The sequence below is a fragment of the Citrobacter sp. 172116965 genome (assembly GCF_013458095.1).
In the GTDB taxonomy this organism is placed as follows: domain Bacteria; phylum Pseudomonadota; class Gammaproteobacteria; order Enterobacterales; family Enterobacteriaceae; genus Citrobacter; species Citrobacter braakii.
Genome location: NZ_CP046673.1, coordinates 2,570,970 through 2,591,818, shown reverse-complemented (window position 1 = coordinate 2,591,818; position 20,849 = coordinate 2,570,970). Strand labels below are relative to the sequence as shown.

The window sequence follows — 20,849 nt, the reverse complement described above, 5'->3', positions numbered from 1 at the left end:
CCGGCAGAGCACTGCCTTTTAACGCTATGACAGAACAACAAAAATTAACCTTCAACATGTTGCAGCAACAGCTGGATTCACTGATGCTGCGTGACAGACAGCGTTTTGCCCGCCGTCTGCAGGGCGTGAAGAAGGTTAAAAATCCTGATGCACAACAGGCCATTTACCAGGAGATGGCAAAAGAGATTGGTCACGCTGCAGGTAAAGTTGTGCTGCGTGAAGCCGCGCGTCCGGTCATCAGCTACCCGGAAAACCTGCCCGTCAGTCAGAAAAAACAGGATATTCTGGAAGCGATCCGCGATAACCAGGTGGTGATTGTCGCCGGGGAAACGGGGTCAGGGAAAACCACTCAGTTACCCAAAATCTGTATGGAGCTCGGGCGCGGGGTAAAAGGGCTGATCGGCCATACCCAGCCGCGTCGTCTGGCGGCGCGTACCGTGGCGAACCGTATTGCAGAAGAGCTGCAAACCGAGCCGGGCGGTTGTATCGGTTATAAAGTCCGTTTTAGCGATCATGTCAGCGACAACACCATGGTTAAGCTGATGACGGACGGTATCTTGCTGGCGGAGATCCAGCAGGATCGGCTGCTGATGCAGTACGACACCATCATCATCGATGAAGCGCATGAGCGCAGCCTGAATATCGATTTTCTGCTCGGCTATCTGAAAGAGCTTCTGCCGCGCCGTCCGGATCTAAAAATTATCATCACTTCGGCAACCATCGATCCGGAGCGTTTTTCAAAGCATTTCAATAATGCACCGATTATCGAAGTCTCTGGTCGAACGTATCCGGTGGAAGTTCGCTATCGTCCAATTGTTGAAGACGCAGATGACACCGAGCGTGACCAATTGCAGGCAATTTTTGATGCCGTAGATGAGTTAGGCCGTGAAAGTCAGGGCGACATTTTGATCTTCATGAGCGGCGAGCGCGAAATCCGTGATACCGCCGATGCGCTGAATAAGCTGGATTTGCGCCATACCGAAGTGCTACCGCTGTATGCGCGTCTTTCCAACAGCGAGCAGAACCGTGTGTTCCAGTCGCACAGCGGTCGCCGTATCGTGCTGGCGACCAACGTGGCGGAAACCTCGCTGACCGTTCCGGGGATCAAGTATGTGATTGATCCGGGTACTGCGCGTATCAGCCGTTACAGTTACCGCACCAAAGTTCAGCGCTTGCCGATTGAACCGGTGTCGCAGGCCTCTGCCAACCAGCGTAAAGGCCGTTGCGGTCGTGTTTCGGAGGGGATCTGTATTCGTCTGTATTCTGAAGACGATTTCCTGTCGCGCCCGGAGTTTACCGACCCGGAGATCCTGCGTACCAACCTGGCGTCCGTTATTTTGCAAATGACCGCCTTGGGGCTGGGCGATATCGCGGCGTTTCCGTTTGTTGAAGCGCCGGATAAACGTAACATTCAGGACGGTGTACGCCTGCTCGAAGAACTGGGGGCGATAACCACCGACGAACAGGCAACCGCTTACAAACTGACGCCATTGGGCCGTCAGCTCTCGCAATTGCCGGTGGATCCACGTCTGGCGCGCATGGTGCTGGAAGCGCAAAAACATGGCTGCGTACGTGAGGCGATGATTATCACCTCGGCGCTGTCTATTCAGGATCCGCGCGAGCGCCCGATGGACAAGCAGCAGGCCTCCGACGAGAAGCATCGCCGTTTCCACGACAAAGAGTCTGATTTCCTCGCATTTGTGAATCTGTGGAACTATCTCGGCGAGCAGCAGAAAGCGCTGTCGTCAAACCAGTTCCGTCGTCAGTGCAAACTTGATTTTCTGAACTACCTGCGCGTGCGTGAATGGCAGGATATCTACACGCAACTGCGTCAGGTGGTGAAAGAGTTAGGGATTCCTGTTAACAGCGAACCCGCTGAATACAGAGAGATCCACGTCGCGTTGCTGACCGGTTTACTGTCACATATCGGGATGAAAGATGCCGATAAACAGGAATTTACCGGGGCGCGTAACGCTCGCTTCTCGATCTTCCCAGGCTCTGGTCTATTTAAAAAACCGCCGAAGTGGACGATGGTAGCGGAGCTGGTGGAAACCAGCCGCCTGTGGGGACGTATTGCTGCACGCATCGATCCTGAGTGGGTCGAACCGGTTGCCCAGCATCTGATCAAACGTTCATACAGTGAACCGCACTGGGAACGTGCGCAGGGCGCAGTGATGGCAACAGAAAAGGTTACCGTCTACGGTTTACCGATTGTTGCAGCTCGTAAGGTGAACTACAGCCAGATCGATCCCGCGTTGTCGCGTGAACTGTTCATCCGCCATGCTCTGGTGGAAGGCGACTGGCAAACGCGCCATGCGTTTTTCCGTGACAATTTGAAGTTACGCGCAGAGGTGGAAGAGTTAGAGCACAAATCGCGCCGTCGCGACATTCTGGTTGATGATGAGACGCTATTTGAGTTTTACGACCAACGCATCAGCCATGATGTAGTCTCCGCGCGTCACTTTGACAGCTGGTGGAAAAAGATCAGCCGTGAAACGCCGGATCTGCTCAACTTTGAAAAGAGCATGCTCATCAAAGAGGGTGCGGAAAAAATCAGTAAGCTGGATTACCCGAACTTCTGGCATCAGGGCAATCTCAAACTACGGTTAAGTTACCAGTTCGAACCCGGAGCCGATGCGGACGGTGTGACCGTACATATTCCGCTCCCGCTGCTCAATCAGATCGAAGAGAGCGGTTTTGAATGGCAAATTCCGGGGCTGCGCCGTGAACTGGTTATCGCCCTGATTAAGTCTCTGCCGAAACCGGTACGACGCAACTTTGTGCCCGCGCCGAACTATGCGGAAGCGTTTTTAGGCCGCGTCACGCCGCTGGAACTGCCGCTGCTGGACTCGCTGGAGCGTGAACTGCGCCGCATGACCGGCGTGACCGTTGACCGTGAAGACTGGCATTGGGATCAGGTGCCCGATCACCTAAAAATCACCTTCCGGGTAGTGGATGATAAGAACAAAAAGCTGCAGGAAGGACGTTCGCTACAGGATCTGAAAGACACACTGAAGGGTAAAGTTCAGGAAACATTGTCTGCGGTGGCGGATGACGGTATCGAACAGAGCGGGTTGCACATCTGGAGCTTCGGTCAGCTTCCGGAGAGTTACGAGCAAAAACGCGGTAACTATAAGGTAAAAGCCTGGCCAGCGCTGGTGGATGAGCGTGACAGCGTTGCCATCAAACTGTTTGATAACCCGCTGGAGCAACAGCAGGCGATGTGGTGCGGTTTACGCCGCCTGTTGTTGCTGAATATTCCTTCACCAATCAAATATTTGCATGAGAAACTGCCCAACAAAGCCAAGCTGGGGCTGTATTTTAACCCGTACGGTAAAGTGCTGGATTTGATTGACGACTGTATATCCTGTGGTGTGGATCAACTGATCGACGCCAACGGTGGTCCGGTGTGGACCGAAGAAGGCTTTGCGGCGCTGCATGAAAAAGTGCGGGCTGAACTGAACGATACGGTGGTGGATATTGCTAAGCAGGTCGAACAAATTCTGACCGCGGTGTTTAATATCAACAAACGTCTGAAAGGGCGCGTGGATATGACCATGGCGCTGGGGCTTGCGGATATCAAATCGCAGATGGGCGGGCTGGTGTACCGTGGATTTGTTACCGGCAATGGTTTCAAGCGTCTGGGCGATACGCTGCGTTATTTGCAGGCTATCGAAAAGCGTCTGGAAAAACTGGCTATCGATCCGCATCGTGACCGTGCGCAGATGCTGAAAGTAGATAGCGTGCAGCAGGCCTGGCAGCAGTGGTTCAATAAACTGCCTCCCGCGCGCCGTGAAGATGACGATGTCAAAGAGATCCGCTGGATGATAGAAGAGCTGCGCGTCAGCTATTTTGCCCAGCAGCTTGGTACGCCGTATCCGATTTCCGATAAACGTATTTTGCAGGCGATGGAGCAGATTTCGGGATGAATCGGTACCAGACAGCATACCGGGTAAGGTGACGTCACCGCCCGGTATGCAACCCGATAAAGTATTAAGATCAGGAGTCATGAGTATGAGCCAGTTTCCTACACTTTCCGCAACCACGCTTGCGGCGATCAATACCGTAGGGCGATGGTTGGCGCAGAATGATTTTACGGGGAATATCACCGTTCAGTCAGATTGCGTGATTCTGGCAGGGAACGCGGTTATTCCGACCATCGACGCCGCTTGCCGGATCGCGAAAGAGCAACAGGTTCCCTTGTTGATTAGCGGTGGCATCGGTCACTCCACACGATTTCTGTATGACGCGATTGCAGAGCATCCTCGTTACAACATCATTCGTACCACCGGACGCGCGGAAGCGGCGATCCTTGCCGATATCGCACATCAGTTCTGGCAAATTCCGGGGGAGAAGATTTGGGTGGAAGACCAGTCAACAAACTGCGGTGAGAATGCCCGTTTTAGCTGTGCATTATTGAATCAGGCGACGGAAAGTATTCATACCGTCATTGTGGTACAGGATCCCACTATGCAACGTCGCACGATGGCAACCTTTCAGCGCGTAACCCGCGATGAGCCGCATGCGCCGCGCTGGTTGAGTTTCCCTGGATTCATCCCTGAGCTGGCCCAACAGCAAGACGGCGTGGATTTTGTGCCAGCAGCAGAAGGTTTGTGGTCAGTGGATCGCTATCTGTCTCTCATAACCGGTGAACTTCCTCGCCTGCGTGATGATGCCACCGGTTATGGGCCTTGTGGCCGCGATTTTATTGCCCATGTTGATATTCCTCAGAACGTTGAGCAAGCCTGGCAGCAGTTGCAAAATGACATCGTGCTGACTGACTTACTGGAGAGCCGCTCTCTGTAATTCCTGTTGCCCGTTTGTCGGCGTTTTGCGGCAAACGGGCAAAAATCACACCTGTTTTTTCCCTTCATCATCACTTTGCCAGACGCTTTTATGAAGCCGCTCACAGAACAGCCACTCCAGCCATAATACGACCTGCATGATTGATATTAATTAACAATAGTTTTACTTGTTAAAAACAAATCAATCACAGGAGAGCCGCATGTCAGTACCCGTACAACATCCTATGTATATCGATGGGCAGTTTGTGACCTGGCACGATGATGCCTGGATTGATGTCGTCAATCCTGCCACGGAAGAGGTGATCTCGCGTATTCCCGATGGACGTGCCGAGGATGCGTGTAAAGCGATCGATGCTGCACAGCGCGCTCAGCCGCAATGGGAAGCGCTGCCTGCCATTGAACGGGCGAACTGGTTACGCAAAATTTCTGCGGGTATCCGTCAGCGAGCCAGTGAAATCAGCGCGCTGATTGTGGCGGAGGGTGGAAAAATACAGCAACTGGCTGAGGTCGAAGTCTCGTTTACCGCCGACTATATCGATTATATGGCGGAGTGGGCGCGTCGCTATGAAGGCGAGATCCTGCAAAGCGATCGTCCGGGCGAGAATATTCTGCTGTTTAAGCGCGCTTTGGGCGTGACTACGGGCATTCTGCCGTGGAACTTTCCATTTTTCCTGATTGCCCGCAAACTGGCTCCCGCACTGTTGACGGGTAATACCATTGTCATTAAGCCGAGTGAATTTACACCGAATAACGCCATCGCCTTTGCCAAAATTGTTGATGATATTGGCTTGCCGCGCGGCGTATTTAATCTGGTGCTGGGACGTGGTGAAACGGTCGGTCAAGCGCTGGCCGCAAACCCGAAGGTGGCCATGGTGAGCATGACCGGTAGCGTCGGGGCGGGTGAGAAAATTATGGCTGCGGCGGCTAAAAATATCACCAAAGTTTGTCTGGAGTTGGGCGGCAAGGCCCCGGCTATCGTGATGGATGATGCCGATCTTGAACTGGCCGTAAAGGCAATTGTTGACTCGCGGGTGATCAACACCGGACAGGTATGCAACTGTGCCGAGCGCGTGTACGTTCAGAAAGGTATTTATGACCAATTCGTCAATCGTCTGGGCGAGGCGATGAAAGCCGTGCAGTTTGGCAATCCGGCTGAGCGCAATGATATTGCAATGGGGCCGCTGATTAACGCCGCTGCGCTGGAGCGTGTAGAGCAGAAAGTTGCACGAGCGGTGCAGGAAGGCGCCAGAGTGGTGCTGGGCGGTAAGGCCGTTTCCGGCAAAGGGTATTACTATCCACCGACGTTACTGTTAGACGTGCGCCAGGAGATGGCGATTATGCACGAGGAGACGTTTGGTCCGGTGCTACCGGTGGTAGCGTTTGATACGCTGGAACAGGCGCTGACGATGGCCAATGACAGCGATTACGGTCTGACCTCATCGATCTATACGCAGAATCTGAATACGGCGATGAAGGCGATCAAAGGGCTGAAGTTTGGCGAAACCTATATTAATCGTGAAAACTTCGAGGCGATGCAGGGCTTTCATGCTGGCTGGCGCAAGTCCGGGATTGGCGGGGCTGACGGTAAACACGGTCTGAACGAATATCTGCAAACGCAGGTGGTGTATCTGCAGTCCTAAGTTTTCGCCGGGTGAGCCTGTACGCCACCCGGCGCAATTCTCACACTTTGCTGGCGATCCATAAGAATAAGCCGGGTGAGCAAAAGTTAATGAATTTTTAACAAAAGCCCGTTATGGTGACGCATTATTGTTTTTATTCAGGAAGTGTTATGGGGAATAAGTATTCTGGCCTGCAAATTGGCATTCACTGGCTGGTCTTTTTGTTGGTCATTGTGGCCTACAGCGCTATGGAGTTTCGCGGATTTTTCCCGCGCAGCTATCGTCCCTTATTTAACATGGTGCACGTATCCTGTGGCATCACTATTTTAACGCTGATGGTGGCGCGTCTGCTGGTCAGGCTAAAATATCCGGCACCGCCGATTATGCCAAAACCGAAGCCGATGATGACCGGAATGGCGCATCTGGGGCATCTGGTTATCTATCTGCTGTTTATTGTTCTGCCGATTATTGGGCTGGTGATGATGTACAACCGGGGTAACCCGTGGATTGCATTCGGCATCGTTATGCCGCATGCGGCAGAGGCCAATTTTGATGTAGTGGATATGCTGAAGTCCTGGCACGTGACGCTGGCAAATCTGGGCTATTTTGTTATTGCTCTGCATGCCGCTGCGGCTCTGATGCACCACTATTTCTGGAAGGACAATACGCTGCTGCGCATGATGCCGCGAAAACGCTCCTGATGTAATGCCCCGCAAATGCGGGGTATTTTTTTAGCCGATTATTTTTCCAGACATCATAAAAACTTACCGACAAGATGGTTAAACAACGTCCAGTTCATCACACTCGCTACTTGATTGCTGCTCTTATTAAAACTACTGTATATAAATACAGTAAATGAGAGGCAGATTATTATGTTGTTTTTCCAGCCTGCGGAACGCCGCGAAATTAAACACTTTCCGTTATTTAGCGATCTTGTGCCCTGCGGTTTTCCATCTCCTGCGCAGGACTACGTTGAGAAACGTATCGACCTCAATGACCTGCTGGTACGGCATCCCAGCGCAACCTATTTTGTTAAATCATCTGGCGACTCTATGAGGGGAGCAGGGATCGGCGAGGGTGATTTACTGATTGTCGACAGCGCCAGAAAACCTGCCCATGGAGACATCGTTATTGCCGCCGTTGAGGGCGAATTCACCGTTAAACGCCTGCAATTACATCCGGTTGTGATGCTGAAGCCAGAGAACAGCGCCTACGCGCCGATCATGATTAGCAGCGAGGACACGCTGGATATATTTGGCGTGGTGACATTTATCATTAAAGCTGCGGGCTGATGATGTTTGCACTGGTGGATGTTAACGCGTTTTATGCCAGTTGTGAGTCGGCATTCCGGCCTGATCTGAAAGGGAAGCCCGTTGTCGTTCTTTCAAATAACGATGGCTGCGTTATTGCCAGTAGCGTAGAGGCAAAGGCGCTTGGCGTTAATATGGGCGCTCCGTACTTCAAACAGAAAGATCTGTTCAGGCGCTATGGCGTGTTCTGTTTTAGTTCGAACTACGAACTGTATGCGGATATGAGCAGCAGGGTGATGTCGATTCTGGAGGAGTTGTCGCCACGCGTGGAGATATACAGTATTGATGAAGCCTTTTGTGATTTAACGGGCGTGCGAAACTGCAGGGATCTTACGGATTTTGGTCAGGAAATCAGAGCAACTATTTTGCAGAAAACACGTCTCACGGTTGGGGTCGGCATCGCTCAGACCAAAACCCTGGCCAAACTGGCGAACCATGCGGCCAAAAAGTGGCAGGAACAGACGGGCGGAGTCGTGGATCTCTCAAATATTGAACGCCAGCGTAAGCTGATGGCAGCACTCCCGGTTGATGAAGTCTGGGGCATCGGACGCCGTATCGGCAAAAAACTGGACGTTATGGGTATTAAAACGGTTCTCGACCTGGCGGATACCGATATTCGCTTCATTCGTAAACATTTCAGCGTCGTGCTTGAGCGAACCGTCCGGGAATTGCGCGGTGAGCCTTGTCTGGCGCTGGAAGAGTTTGCGCCGGATAAGCAGGAAATTATCTGCTCAAGATCGTTTGGTGAAAAACTCACGGATTACAACGCCATGAGAGAGGCCATTTGCACCTATGCTTCACGTGCTGCGGAAAAGCTGCGCAGAGAACACCAGTACTGCCGGTTTATCTCTACGTTTATCAAAACCAGTCCGTTTGTCCTGAATCAACCTTATTACGGTAACAGCGCATCGATAAAACTGCTGACGCCAACTCAGGATAGCCGGGACATTATTACAGCAGCCACGCGCAGCCTGGACGCCGTTTGGCGAGAGGGGCTACGTTATCAAAAAGCGGGCGTTATGCTGGGGGATTTTTTTAGCTCTGGCGTTGCACAGCTGAATCTTTTTGATAATAACGCCCCGCGGCGTAACAGCGATAAATTGATGGACCTACTGGATACTCTTAATGCTGAAAAGGGGAAAGGAACGCTCTACTTTGCCGGGCAAGGGATACAGCAGCCGTGGGCGATGAAGCGAGACATGCTTTCACCACGTTATACAACGAGATACAGTGATTTGCTGCGGGTAAATTGATAGCCAAACAAGGCTTCCGCCCACCTTATTTATACCGGATCAATTATCCTTTCAATGACAGGACGTTGTAAATTGCCAACGATTCCATAACCTTGGATACCTTTCCAGCGCGGCTAAATTAGCGCTCCTTTAATACTTCGATAAGAGACAAAGTTGATATTCAAAAAGTTGGATTGTTGTGAACTCAGGAGTAGGATTATTTCTATCTGATAGAACCAGTTATCGAACTGGCTTATACGAGTTGTTTGTTTTTCACTTACGAAAAGGTGGTGCTGGTAATGAGTACATTCATCATTCGTTTATTATTTTTCTCTCTCTTATGCGGTTCTTTCTCAATACATGCTGAAGAGCAGAACGGTATGAAACTTGAGCGGGTTGTGATAGTGAGCCGTCATGGAGTAAGAGCACCTACGAAGTTCACTCCAATAATGAAAGATGTCACACCCGATCAATGGCCACAATGGGATGTGCCGTTAGGATGGCTAACGCCTCGTGGGGGAGAACTTGTTTCTGAATTAGGTCAGTATCAACGTTTATGGTTCACGAGCAAAGGTCTGTTGAATAATCAAACGTGCCCATCTCCAGGGCAGGTTGCTGTTATTGCAGACACGGATCAACGCACCCGTAAAACGGGTGAGGCGTTTCTGGCTGGGTTAGCACCAAAATGTCAAATTCAAGTGCATTATCAGAAGGATGAAGAAAAAACTGATCCTCTTTTTAATCCGGTAAAAATGGGGAAATGTTCGTTTAACACATTGAAGGTTAAAAACGCTATTCTGGAACGGGCCGGAGGAAATATTGAACTGTATACCCAACGCTATCAATCTTCATTTCGGACCCTGGAAAATGTTTTAAATTTCTCACAATCGGAGACATGTAAGACTACAGAAAAGTCTACGAAATGCACATTACCAGAGGCTTTACCGTCTGAACTTAAGGTAACGCCTGACAATGTATCATTACCTGGTGCCTGGAGCCTTTCTTCCACGCTGACTGAGATATTTCTGTTGCAAGAGGCCCAGGGAATGCCACAGGTAGCCTGGGGGCGTATTACGGGGGAAAAAGAATGGAGAGATTTGTTAAGTCTGCATAACGCTCAGTTTGATCTTTTGCAAAGAACTCCAGAAGTTGCCCGTAGTAGGGCCACACCATTACTCGATATGATAGACACTGCATTATTGACAAATGGTACAACAGAAAACAGGTATGGCATAAAATTACCCGTATCTCTGTTGTTTATTGCTGGTCATGATACCAATCTTGCAAATTTAAGCGGGGCTTTAGATCTTAACTGGTCGCTGCCCGGTCAACCCGATAATACCCCTCCTGGTGGGGAGCTTGTATTCGAAAAGTGGAAAAGAACCAGTGATAATACGGATTGGGTTCAGGTTTCATTTGTTTATCAGACGCTGAGAGATATGAGGGATATACAAACGTTGTCGTTAGAAAAACCTGCCGGCAAAGTTGATTTAAAATTAATTGCATGTGAAGAGAAAAATAGTCAGGGAATGTGTTCGTTAAAAAGTTTTTCCAGGCTCATTAAGGAAATTCGCGTGCCAGAGTGTGCAGTTACGGAATAAGTAACTAATTATTATATATATAGCGTATGGTGATGCTGCCAACTTACTGATTTAGTGTATGATGGTGTTTTTGAGGTGCTCCAGTGGCTTCTGTTTCTATCAGCTGTCCCTCCTGTTCAGCTACTGACGGGGTGGTGCGTAACGGCAAAAGCACCGCCGGACATCAGCGCTATCTCTGCTCTCACTGCCGTAAAACATGGCAACTGCAGTTCACTTACACCGCTTCTCAACCCGGTACGCACCAGAAAATCATTGATATGGCCATGAATGGCGTTGGATGCCGGGCAACCGCCCGCATTATGGGCGTTGGCCTCAACACGATTTTCCGCCATTTAAAAAACTCAGGCCGCAGTCGGTAACCTCGCGCATACAGCCGGGCAGTGACGTCATCGTCTGCGCGGAAATGGACGAACAGTGGGGATACGTCGGGGCTAAATCGCGCCAGCGCTGGCTGTTTTACGCGTATGACAGGCTCCGGAAGACGGTTGTTGCGCACGTATTCGGTGAACGCACTATGGCGACGCTGGGGCGTCTTATGAGCCTGCTGTCACCCTTTGACGTGGTGATATGGATGACGGATGGCTGGCCGCTGTATGAATCCCGCCTGAAGGGAAAGCTGCACGTAATCAGCAAGCGATATACGCAGCGAATTGAGCGGCATAACCTGAATCTGAGGCAGCACCTGGCACGGCTGGGACGGAAGTCGCTGTCGTTCTCAAAATCGGTGGAGCTGCATGACAAAGTCATCGGGCATTATCTGAACATAAAACACTATCAATAAGTTGGAGTCATTACCATAGCGTATTAAAAAATAGAAACCCCCGGTTTGTAGTCGGGGGTATTCGTATTGTTCATAATTACATGAGTCTTCAACTGACTGTTCTTTGCGAGTGACAATCCAGTTACGCTGTTCCAGAAAAAATCCGGACTGTTCAGCGATGCAGAATACATCGAAAAGCGCTCGGTGTTGCGGCTCTAAAACTGCTTTACACGGTGATATGTCCACATATATCTAAATGTGCTGTTTGTGCAACTCATTAAAGAATAACAAGTTATTTATTTTACAATTAGTTAAAAAGACTGATAGTATACCCCCCTATAGTATTTGGAGGGCGTATGCCGCATTCACCCGAAGATAAAAAACGCATTCTCACCCGTGTACGCCGTATTCGCGGTCAGGTTGATGCGCTTGAGCGCGCGCTGGAGTCCGGCGAGCCGTGTTTGGCTATCCTGCAACAAATTGCCGCCGTGCGCGGCGCATCCAATGGCCTGATGGGCGAAATGGTTGAGATCCACCTGAAAGACGAACTGGTCAGCGGGGAAACAACCCCAGACCAGCGTGCCGTGCGCATGGCTGAAATCGGCCATCTTCTGCGTGCTTATCTAAAATAACACCATCACCTCGCAATAATGGGAAGAGACAAATGAAATCACGTGCAGCAGTTGCATTCGGCCCCGGCCAACCGTTAAAAATTGTCGAAATCGATGTCGCACCGCCAAAGAAAGGTGAAGTGCTGGTTAAAATTACCCACACAGGCGTGTGCCATACTGATGCTTTTACGCTCTCAGGCGACGATCCGGAAGGGGTTTTCCCGGCGGTGCTCGGCCATGAAGGTGGCGGCATTGTGGTTGAAGTGGGTGAAGGCGTTACCAGCCTGAAACCGGGCGATCATGTGATCCCGCTATACACCGCAGAATGTGGCGAGTGTAAGTTCTGTAAATCGGGTAAAACTAACCTGTGTCAGGCCGTACGTGCGACCCAGGGCAAAGGTCTGATGCCGGATGGCACAACCCGTTTCTCGTATAACGGCGAGCCGATTTATCACTATATGGGCACCAGCACCTTCAGCGAATACACCGTTTGCGCGGAGATCTCTCTGGCGAAGGTTAACCCGCAGGCTCCGCTGGACAAAGTGTGTCTGCTGGGCTGTGGCGTGACCACCGGTATCGGAGCGGTCCATAACACCGCAAAAGTGAAAGAAGGCGATACCGTCGCCGTATTTGGTCTGGGCGGTATTGGCCTGGCGGTGATTCAGGGCGCGGCGCAGGCGAAAGCCGGGCGTATTCTGGCCGTTGATACCAATCCGGAAAAATTTACGCTGGCAGGTGAAATGGGCGCGACCGATTTCATCAATCCGAAGGATTACGACAAACCGATTCAGGATGTGATTGTCGAGCTTACCGATGGCGGCGTGGACTTTAGTTTCGAATGTATCGGTAACGTTAACGTGATGCGCGCGGCGCTGGAATGCTGCCATAAAGGATGGGGCGAAAGCATCATTATTGGCGTGGCAGGAGCCGGACAAGAGATCAAAACACGTCCGTTCCAGTTAGTTACCGGGCGTGTCTGGCGCGGTTCCGCGTTTGGCGGCGTGAAGGGGCGTACTCAGCTTCCTGGTATGGTTGAAGATGCGATGAGCGGGAAAATTCAGTTGGATCCGTTTATTACCCACCGTTTACCGCTGGAGCAGATTAACGACGCGTTCGATTTAATGCATCAGGGTAAATCCATCCGTACCGTTATCCACTTTGGCGATAACTGATTCATTGGCCAGCGGATTTCTCCGCTGGCACTTTCCTGAATTTTTTAGAATTATGTTGTGAAAGTGTGACGAATCCGGCGCTTTTCACGGTAAGTAAACTTCCCGGATTGCCGATGACTATCTAACGGGCGTGTTTTCACGCATAAACCCTACAAGAGAGTCGACGGTCATGGACAACACTACATCGATGCAAGCCCAGCATAAACTGGGCTTTCTGCATCAAATCCGGCTGGTTCCGCTGTTTTCCTCCATTCTCGGTGGCATCCTTCTGCTGTTCGCCTTAAGTTCCGGGCTGGCAAGCTATTTTCTTATGCAGGCCGATCGCGATCAGCGCGACGTGACCGATGAGATTCAGGTCAGGATGGGGTTATCTAACAGCTCTAACCACTTGCGTACCGCGCGTATCAACATGATCCACGCCGGCGCGGCGAGCCGTATTGCCGAAATGGATGACATGAAGGCCAATATCGCCGAGGCAGAAAAACGGATTAAGCAATCGCAGGACGGTTTCAATGCTTATATGTCACGCGCGGTAAAAACGTCTGCCGATGAAGCGTTAGACGCTGAACTGAGCGCCAGCTTCAAAGCCTATACCGACGGCTTACAGCCGATGCTGAAGTACGCTAAAAACGGCATGTTTGAGGCGATCATCAACCATGAAAATGAACAGGCCAGACCGCTGGACTCTGCGTACAACAAGGTGCTGTTAAAGGCGATCGACATTCGTACCACCAGGGCGAATCAGTTAAGCGAACAGGCGCATCAGCGTACACAGCTTGGTATGGCTTTTATGCTGGGCGCATTTGTTCTTGCGCTGGCGCTGACCGTGATGACGTTCATTGTTCTGCGTCGTACCGTCATTCATCCTCTGTTGCGTGCCGCCCAGCGCATTGAGCAAATTTCAGCGGGGGATCTGACCATGCCGGAGGAACCGACCGGGCGCAGCGAAATTGGTCGCCTGAGCCGCCATCTGCAAACAATGCAACGTTCGCTGGGGACAACGGTAGGCACGGTGCGTCAGGGCGCGGAAGAGATTTATCGCGGTACCAGTGAGATTTCGGCGGGGAACACCGATCTGTCTTCACGTACTGAACAACAGGCTGCGGCGATTGAACAAACGGCGGCCAGCATGGAAGAGTTGACGGCGACGGTGAAGCAAAACGCCGACAACGCGCATCATGCGAGCAAGCTGGCAGAAGATGCCTCCGGTAAGGCCAGTCGGGGCGGTCAGATGGTTTCTGGCGTGGTCAAAACTATGGGCAATATCTCAACGAGTTCGAAGAAAATCTCCGAAATCACAGCCGTTATTAACAGCATTGCTTTCCAGACCAATATTCTGGCGCTGAACGCAGCGGTTGAAGCGGCGCGGGCTGGAGAGCAGGGCCGTGGATTTGCCGTGGTTGCCAGTGAGGTGCGCACGCTGGCAAGCCGCAGCGCTCAGGCGGCAAAAGAGATTGAAGGGTTGATCAGCGAATCAGTCCGACTGATTGATCAGGGATCCGGAGAAGTGGTCGCCGCGGGCAATACGATGACGGATATTGTCGATGCGGTAAAACGCGTCACCGACATTATGCTGGAAATTGCAGCGGCCTCTGATGAGCAGAGCCGGGGTATCGTCCAGGTGAGCCAGGCAATTTCAGAAATGGATAAGGTAACGCAGCAAAATGCCTCGCTGGTTGAAGAAGCCTCTGCCGCTGCGGCATCGCTGGAAGAGCAGGCGGCGCGCTTAACGGAAGCTGTTGGCACATTCCGTTTAACAGGGACAAGTGCTATTAAACGCGCGCCTGTGACGACAAAGCCTGACCATTCACGCCCGCAGGCGGCAACTGCCAGTGGCGATAACTGGGAAACGTTTTAACAATAAAATCAATTAAGGGACCTGATGGTCCCTTAATTTTTGGCATCAAAACGGTACGGTTTTGCGTATTGCGGCGATCAGGATCTGCGCGGCCTGAGAGAGCTGCACATCGACACGGGTAAGAATACCGATGGGTTCACCCGCACCGTGGGTGGGTATCGGCAACGACACCAGCGTCGCCTGGCGTAAATCTTCTCTAACCGCGCCTGAAGGGACAAACCACACATAGTCGTAATCGACCGTCAGTTGGCGGGAGAGCGATGCTGACAGCGTTTCAATACAGCCCGGCGGCATTTTGCAGCCCTGACTTTGCAACAACGCCTCTGCGTGCTGGCGAGGGGCGGTTCCTTTTGGTGAAACCACCACCGGCCACTCCATCACTCGACTCAGCGTGATGGTTTCCTGCAACAACGGGTGGTTAGGGCGCACGACCAGTTTAAGCGATTCCAGAAATAACAGCTCGTAGTTCAGACCAACCATCAATTCCGGATCGGCCATACGGCCAATGCCGAGATCAATTTCCCCTGACTTTAAACCCGCCAGGATCATGGGATTACTCATGGTGGCAACCTGCAGCGTGGTCTCCATTTGCTGCTTATGGAACGGGCCAATGACCGCCGGCAGAATGCCCAGGGCCGCGGTGGGTAAGGCACCAATTCGTACGACATCCGTCTGTGACTCTTCGCGCTGGTTTAAGGCTTGTCCGGCGGTGTTGAGCGCATCCAGCACTCTGACTGCGTGGGTAAGAAACTGTTCTCCGGGCAGCGTTAATTGTGCGCCAAGACGGCCACGCTCAAAGAGCCGGGTACCGGTCAGTTGCTCCAGTTCATTCAGCGTTTTGGAGAGGGCTGGTTGGCTCAGGTTAAGGGTCTCAGCCGCGCGGCCCAACGTTCCCTGCTGTGCAACGGCGACAAAAGTATGAAGGTGGCGCAAGCGAATGCGCTGATTGAACAGAACATTTTTTTCCATAAGCGATGTTAAAAACAGAGTCGTATCGGTGACAAGTGAAGTTGTTCGATTTTGATAACTTGATAGCAAAATATTATTAACATTTATCCTATTTTACTTACAACTGATTTATTTTGCTTATGTTTTGTACAGCGTCACCGGGTGGTGGGATCATGGAAGAGAATCCGTCCAGTCGATATACTTTCGTTATTGTTTGCTTTTGAACCATTCTCTTCACAAGGTACTGATTAATGATAGATGTAATAGGGCACCTTAACCCCGATAGCGATGCCATTTGTACCGCCGCCATGACGGCGCGTTGGCTTACTTTACGTGGCCAGCAGGCGACGGCATGGCGTCTGGGCGAACCTAACCGCGAAACGCAATTTATCTTTGAACATGCAGGACTGACGATGCCCGAACGGCTGACGTTTGAACTGACCGATCGTGATGTGTGGCTGGTCGATTTCACCGAGCCTGCCCAGGGGCCGGCATCGCTGGCAGAAAGTAACGTCGTGGGAATTATCGATCATCACCGACTCGGTGGATTAGTCACTCGTCTGCCACCAGAAGTGTGGGTGAAGCCAGTCGGCAGCAGCGCGACGCTGTTATGGCAACTGATGACGGAAGAGGAGCGCAACCAGTTGTCTGCCGCTGAGGCCGTTTTATTGCTGGGTGCCGCATTAAGTGACACTGTCACGCTTCGCTCACCAACGACCACCTCTGACGATCGCCTGGCGGTGGAGGCCCTGGCCCAAAAAACCGGTGTGGATCTCGAGGCGTTTAGTCGCGACCTGCTGTCTGCTAAAACAAGCGTGGAAGGCATGAGCGCTCGCGAGCTTCTGCAGAAAGACATTAAAACCTTCACCATTCATGGACATTCGGTTTGTGTGGCGCAGCTTGAACTGTATGCGCTGCAACAGGTGGATGCGGTGCTGGACGATCTCCGTCTGGAAATGGCGCGCTATGCTGAGGAAAAGAATGCCGCGCTGGTTGTACTGATGCTCACCGATATTAATCTGGGCGACACCAGCCTGTGGTTTGCCGGTTCAGCGCTGTCAGACATCCCGCAGCCCTGTAAGGTGGAGGGGATGCTCAGCCGTAAAAAACAGATGTTGCCCTGGCTGGAAAGTCATTTAAAACCACGCCAGTAGGTTCTGTTCACTGTCTGTAGGGGTGGGAAATTTACGCGGGGTCACACTTTGTAAATTCTTCCCACCGGAGTCAGCGGCGTTTTCTACACTCCAGGTAATATTCACTGGAGGCATGACATTATGGCGAACACCATCACGGCAGATGAGATTCGGGAACAATTTTCGCAGGCAATGTCAGCAATGTACCAGCAGGAAGTCCCGCAATATGGCACGTTGCTGGAACTTGTCGCTGATGTGAATCTGGCGGTACTGGAAAATAATCCTACGCTGCATGAAAAACTGGCGAATGCAGATGAGCTGGCCCGGCTAAACGTTGAGCGCCACGGCGCCATTCGGGTGGGCACTGCGCAGGAGCTTTCTACGCTACGCCGGATGTTTGCCATTATGGGCATGTATCCGGTGAGTTATTACGATCTCTCCCAGGCCGGTGTTCCCGTGCATTCCACCGCGTTTCGTCCCATTGACGATGCGTCGCTTTCGCGCAACCCGTTTCGGGTATTCACCTCGTTATTGCGGCTCGAATTAATCGAAAACGCCGCGCTACGGCAAAAAGCCGCGGAGATCCTCGCGAAACGCGATATTTTCACCCGTCGTTGTCACGAGCTGCTGGATGAGTTTGATGTGCAGGGCAGTTTTACGCCTGAGCAGGCGCAGGAGTTTGTGCAAGAAGCGCTGGAAACTTTCCGCTGGCATCAGCATGCCACGGTCGATGAGGCGACCTATCACGCATTGCACAATGAGCACCGGCTGATTGCTGATGTGGTGTGTTTCCCTGGGTGTCATATTAACCATCTGACGCCGCGTACGCTGGATATCGACCGGGTTCAGTCGATGATGCCGGAGTGCGGCATTGAACCCAAAATACTGATTGAAGGGCCGCCGCGCCGCGAGGTGCCCATTTTATTGCGCCAGACCAGTTTTAAAGCGCTGGAAGAGCCGGTGTTATTTGCCGGTGAAATGCGTGGCACTCACACGGCGCGTTTTGGTGAAATCGAACAGCGCGGCGTGGCCCTGACGCCGAAAGGCAGAGCGTTGTACGACGAATTGCTGAATAAAGCGGGAACGGGAAAAGACAACCTGACGCATCAGCTGCATTTGCAGGAGGTGTTCAAAGCATTTCCGGACAGCGAATTTCTGCTGCGCCAGCAGGGGCTTGCCTGGTTCCGCTACCGGCTGACGCCGTCGGGCGAGGCGCATCGACAGGCGATTCGCCCGGATGACGACCCGCAACCGCTCATTGAGCGGGGTTGGCTGGTTGCTCAGCCCATTACCTACGAAGATTTTTTACCGGTGAGCGCCGCGGGGATTTTCCAGTCTAATTTGGGGAATGAAACTCAGGCCCGTAGCCACGGTAATTCCAGCCGCGACGCGTTCGAACAGGCGCTGGGTTGTGCGGTTTATGATGAGTTTGCGTTGTATCAGGAGGCGCAAGATCGCAGTAAACGGCGGTGTGGTTTACTTTAATTGAATTTACATGGGATTCGGTCTGTTCCCATCGACATAAAATATTTTCGATTTTGTACAGATAATCGGCGACCAACAATTGGATTATTAATGAATTTTGTCTAGAGTGAGCGGTCAGAAATGTGCACTCTCTTGCCGCTGATTATGGCCGGCGCGGGACCATTTACACGACCAGAAGGACTTACTTTCAGGCATGAATCGCAGACGATTTATTAAAGGTTCAATGGCAATGGCCGCCGTGTGCGGAACCAGTGGTATTGCATCACTCTTTTCCAGCGCCGCCTTTGCGGCAGAGTCTGACATTGCAGACGGAAAAACCGTACGTTTTGATTTTTCCGTTCTGCAATCGATGGCCCATGACTTAGCACAGAAGCCCTGGGGCGGCGCACCGCGCGCGTTACCTGACACGCTGGCGAAACTGACGCCGCAGGCCTACAACAGCATTCAATATGACGCAGAGCAGTCTCTGTGGAACAATGTTGAAAATCGTCAGCTTGATGCGCAGTTCTTCCACGTGGGAATGGGCTTCCGTCGCCGCGTACGCATGTTCTCGGTTGATGGCAGCACGCATATGGCGCGCGAAATCCACTTCCGTCCGGAACTGTTTAAATACAATGATGCGGGTGTGGATACCAAACAGCTGGAAGGGCAGACTGACCTCGGGTTCGCCGGGTTCCGCGTGTTTAAAGCGCCAGAATTAGCCCGTCGCGATATCGTTTCTTTCCTGGGCGCCAGCTATTTCCGCGCCGTGGATGACACCTATCAGTACGGTTTATCGGCCCGCGGTCTGGCGGTAGATACCTACACCGACAGCAAAGAAGAGTTTCCTGATTTCACCTCTTTCTGGTTCGAAACGGTCAAACCGGGCGCAACCTCCTTTACCGTGTATGCGCTTCTCGACAGCCCCAGCGTAACCGGTGCATTTAAGTTCGTGATCCACTGCGAGAAAACGCAGGTGATCATGGATGTACAAAACCACATCTATGCGCGCAAAGACATCAAGCAGCTCGGTATTGCACCGATGACCAGCATGTTTAGCTGCGGCAACAACGAACGTCGGATGTGTGACACCATTCACCCGCAAATTCATGATTCCGACCGTCTGGCGATGTGGCGGGGCAATGGCGAGTGGATCTGCCGCCCGCTGAATAACCCGCAAAAACTGCAGTTCAACGCCTATACCGATAACAACCCGAAAGGGTTTGGCTTGCTGCAGCTCGATCGCGACTTCTCCCATTACCAGGATATCATGGGCTGGTACAACAAGCGTCCGAGCCTGTGGGTCGAACCGCGTAACCAGTGGGGCAAGGGGACTATCGGCCTGATGGAGATCCCGACGACCGGCGAAACGCTGGATAACGTCGTCTGCTTCTGGCAGCCTGAAAGGTCGATCAAAGCGGGCGATGATCTGGAATTCAAATATCGCCTGTACTGGAGCGCTCAACCGCCGGTGCGTTCACCGCTGGCTCGCGTGATGGCGACCCGAACAGGCATGGGCGGCTTCCCGGAAGGATGGGCGCCGGGCGAGCACTACCCGGAAAAATGGGCGCGACGTTTTGCTGTTGATTTCGTCGGTGGCGATCTAAAAGCCGCCGCGCCGAAGGGTATTGAACCGGTGATTACGCTCTCCAGCGGTGAAGCGAAACAGATTGAGATCCTTTACGTGGAACCTATCGACGGTTATCGCATTCAGTTTGACTGGTATCCGACCTCTGACTCAACCGATCCGGTAGATATGCGTATGTTCCTGCGTTGTCAGGGCGACGCCATCAGTGAAACCTGGCTGTATCAGTACTTCCCGCCAGCGCCGGATAAACGTCAGTACGTTGACGACCGCGAGATGCGTTAATCACTCCCTTTACGGCTCTCCGAATGGGGAGCCGAATCTGTAATCCTCTTCACAACCATTCTGTACACTATTTACTCGATCCCGTTCGCATTTTTCTGTAAGTCAAGTGGGTACTCTGGAGGTGTGTATTTCTTATACACGTTCTTTTCCACTAACAGGGAGAAAGTATGTTTCCAGAATACAGAGACCTTATTTCCCGACTGAAATCCGAGAACCCTCGCTTTCTGTCCTTATTCGAAAAACACAACAGCCTTGATCATGAGATCTCCAGACTGGAAGGTTCGGATGGTCGGGGGTATAGTTTGGACATTGTTCGCCTTAAGAAACAGAAACTCCACCTGAAGGAAGATCTGCTCAAAATATTGCAAAAAGAGAGTGTCAGTGAGAGCTAAGTAAAACGGCGCTTGCTGTGTAAAAGGGCTTCCAAAAGGGAGCCCTTCCTGTTTTTATTTGATTGAGCAGGGTG

The 20,849-nt window shown here is 51.9% G+C and carries 16 protein-coding genes; 15 read left to right on the top strand and 1 reads right to left on the bottom strand.

What is annotated here, in order from left to right; genetic code table 11:
• The first annotated feature begins 26 nt into the window (after positions 1 to 26).
• The 11 genes from hrpA to GPJ68_RS12465 all read left to right on the top strand — a co-directional run bounded on the left by hrpA (position 27) and on the right by GPJ68_RS12465 (position 14,968).
• Positions 27 to 3,929 (top strand): ATP-dependent RNA helicase HrpA, encoded by a 3,903-nt coding sequence (hrpA, locus tag GPJ68_RS12515; protein ID WP_104652041.1) that lies wholly within the window; start codon positions 27 to 29, stop codon positions 3,927 to 3,929.
• 85 nt (positions 3,930 to 4,014) lie between these two features.
• Positions 4,015 to 4,806: a YdcF family protein gene (locus GPJ68_RS12510; protein WP_047417340.1), complete on the top strand. Its 792-nt coding sequence runs from the start codon at positions 4,015 to 4,017 to the stop codon at positions 4,804 to 4,806.
• Positions 4,807 to 5,005: 199 nt separating this feature from the next.
• Complete coding sequence (aldA, locus tag GPJ68_RS12505; RefSeq protein ID WP_016153178.1) at positions 5,006 to 6,445, top strand: aldehyde dehydrogenase; 1,440 nt, start codon at positions 5,006 to 5,008, stop codon at positions 6,443 to 6,445.
• Positions 6,446 to 6,594: 149 nt separating this feature from the next.
• The gene (gene cybB / locus GPJ68_RS12500) at positions 6,595 to 7,125 is read left to right on the top strand and encodes a cytochrome b561 (protein ID WP_104652040.1); all 531 of its coding nucleotides are present in this window, start codon (positions 6,595 to 6,597) and stop codon (positions 7,123 to 7,125) included.
• A gap of 171 nt (positions 7,126 to 7,296) precedes the next feature.
• Positions 7,297 to 7,716, top strand: a complete 420-nt coding sequence (locus tag GPJ68_RS12495) for a translesion error-prone DNA polymerase V autoproteolytic subunit (protein WP_016153176.1) — start codon at positions 7,297 to 7,299, stop codon at positions 7,714 to 7,716.
• Positions 7,717 to 7,718: 2 nt separating this feature from the next.
• On the top strand, positions 7,719 to 8,987 hold the full coding sequence (locus GPJ68_RS12490) for a Y-family DNA polymerase (RefSeq protein WP_049042983.1): 1,269 nt from the start codon (positions 7,719 to 7,721) through the stop codon (positions 8,985 to 8,987).
• Positions 8,988 to 9,265: 278 nt separating this feature from the next.
• On the top strand, positions 9,266 to 10,567 hold the full coding sequence (locus GPJ68_RS12485; RefSeq protein WP_109018346.1) for an AppA family phytase/histidine-type acid phosphatase: 1,302 nt from the start codon (positions 9,266 to 9,268) through the stop codon (positions 10,565 to 10,567).
• Positions 10,568 to 10,650: 83 nt separating this feature from the next.
• Positions 10,651 to 11,348 (top strand): IS1-like element IS1B family transposase gene (locus tag GPJ68_RS12480; RefSeq protein WP_095033700.1). Its coding sequence is split into 2 segments (ribosomal slippage): positions 10,651 to 10,900 and positions 10,900 to 11,348, totalling 699 coding nucleotides; the frame shifts between segments, so codons are not numbered across the junction.
• A 335-nt stretch (positions 11,349 to 11,683) separates the two neighbouring features.
• A complete protein-coding gene (locus tag GPJ68_RS12475; RefSeq protein WP_003833178.1) occupies positions 11,684 to 11,959 on the top strand; it encodes a metal/formaldehyde-sensitive transcriptional repressor in 276 nt (91 codons plus the stop codon).
• Between the two features lie 32 nt (positions 11,960 to 11,991).
• Positions 11,992 to 13,110: an S-(hydroxymethyl)glutathione dehydrogenase/class III alcohol dehydrogenase gene (locus GPJ68_RS12470; protein WP_016153173.1), complete on the top strand. Its 1,119-nt coding sequence runs from the start codon at positions 11,992 to 11,994 to the stop codon at positions 13,108 to 13,110.
• Positions 13,111 to 13,279: 169 nt separating this feature from the next.
• Positions 13,280 to 14,968, top strand: coding sequence for a methyl-accepting chemotaxis protein (locus GPJ68_RS12465; RefSeq protein ID WP_016156598.1), 1,689 nt, complete (start codon positions 13,280 to 13,282; stop codon positions 14,966 to 14,968).
• A 45-nt stretch (positions 14,969 to 15,013) separates the two neighbouring features.
• Here the strand turns inward: GPJ68_RS12465 and pcaQ are convergent, their stop codons facing one another.
• Positions 15,014 to 15,937: a pca operon transcription factor PcaQ gene (gene pcaQ / locus GPJ68_RS12460; RefSeq protein WP_003020288.1), complete on the bottom strand. Its 924-nt coding sequence runs from the start codon at positions 15,935 to 15,937 to the stop codon at positions 15,014 to 15,016.
• Positions 15,938 to 16,167: 230 nt separating this feature from the next.
• Between pcaQ and GPJ68_RS12455 the strand changes: the two genes are divergently transcribed.
• From GPJ68_RS12455 to GPJ68_RS12440, 4 genes are all read left to right on the top strand, one after another.
• Entirely contained in the window at positions 16,168 to 17,070 is a 903-nt protein-coding gene (locus GPJ68_RS12455) for a manganese-dependent inorganic pyrophosphatase (protein ID WP_104651596.1), read from the top strand.
• A gap of 120 nt (positions 17,071 to 17,190) precedes the next feature.
• Complete coding sequence (locus GPJ68_RS12450) at positions 17,191 to 18,534, top strand: VOC family protein (RefSeq protein ID WP_016156596.1); 1,344 nt, start codon at positions 17,191 to 17,193, stop codon at positions 18,532 to 18,534.
• 193 nt (positions 18,535 to 18,727) lie between these two features.
• Entirely contained in the window at positions 18,728 to 20,383 is a 1,656-nt protein-coding gene (locus tag GPJ68_RS12445; RefSeq protein ID WP_029139548.1) for a glucan biosynthesis protein D, read from the top strand.
• A 167-nt stretch (positions 20,384 to 20,550) separates the two neighbouring features.
• Positions 20,551 to 20,775: a YdcH family protein gene (locus GPJ68_RS12440; RefSeq protein ID WP_003833168.1), complete on the top strand. Its 225-nt coding sequence runs from the start codon at positions 20,551 to 20,553 to the stop codon at positions 20,773 to 20,775.
• The last annotated feature ends 74 nt before the right edge of the window (positions 20,776 to 20,849 follow it).

What these genes read in the sequence shown, in the direction of transcription:
- cybB (WP_104652040.1), top strand. Translation starts at nt 6,595, where the DNA reads ATGGGGAATAAGTATTCTGGCCTGCAAATTGGCATTCACTGGCTGGTC.
- GPJ68_RS12465 (WP_016156598.1), top strand. Translation starts at nt 13,280, where the DNA reads ATGGACAACACTACATCGATGCAAGCCCAGCATAAACTGGGCTTTCTG.
- GPJ68_RS12455 (WP_104651596.1), top strand. Translation starts at nt 16,168, where the DNA reads ATGATAGATGTAATAGGGCACCTTAACCCCGATAGCGATGCCATTTGT.
- GPJ68_RS12475 (WP_003833178.1), top strand. Translation starts at nt 11,684, where the DNA reads ATGCCGCATTCACCCGAAGATAAAAAACGCATTCTCACCCGTGTACGC.
- aldA (WP_016153178.1), top strand. Translation starts at nt 5,006, where the DNA reads ATGTCAGTACCCGTACAACATCCTATGTATATCGATGGGCAGTTTGTG.
- GPJ68_RS12440 (WP_003833168.1), top strand. Translation starts at nt 20,551, where the DNA reads ATGTTTCCAGAATACAGAGACCTTATTTCCCGACTGAAATCCGAGAAC.
- GPJ68_RS12495 (WP_016153176.1), top strand. Translation starts at nt 7,297, where the DNA reads ATGTTGTTTTTCCAGCCTGCGGAACGCCGCGAAATTAAACACTTTCCG.
- hrpA (WP_104652041.1), top strand. Translation starts at nt 27, where the DNA reads ATGACAGAACAACAAAAATTAACCTTCAACATGTTGCAGCAACAGCTG.
- pcaQ (WP_003020288.1), bottom strand. Translation starts at nt 15,937, where the DNA reads ATGGAAAAAAATGTTCTGTTCAATCAGCGCATTCGCTTGCGCCACCTT.
- GPJ68_RS12470 (WP_016153173.1), top strand. Translation starts at nt 11,992, where the DNA reads ATGAAATCACGTGCAGCAGTTGCATTCGGCCCCGGCCAACCGTTAAAA.
- GPJ68_RS12450 (WP_016156596.1), top strand. Translation starts at nt 17,191, where the DNA reads ATGGCGAACACCATCACGGCAGATGAGATTCGGGAACAATTTTCGCAG.
- GPJ68_RS12510 (WP_047417340.1), top strand. Translation starts at nt 4,015, where the DNA reads ATGAGCCAGTTTCCTACACTTTCCGCAACCACGCTTGCGGCGATCAAT.
- GPJ68_RS12485 (WP_109018346.1), top strand. Translation starts at nt 9,266, where the DNA reads ATGAGTACATTCATCATTCGTTTATTATTTTTCTCTCTCTTATGCGGT.
- GPJ68_RS12445 (WP_029139548.1), top strand. Translation starts at nt 18,728, where the DNA reads ATGAATCGCAGACGATTTATTAAAGGTTCAATGGCAATGGCCGCCGTG.
- GPJ68_RS12490 (WP_049042983.1), top strand. Translation starts at nt 7,719, where the DNA reads ATGTTTGCACTGGTGGATGTTAACGCGTTTTATGCCAGTTGTGAGTCG.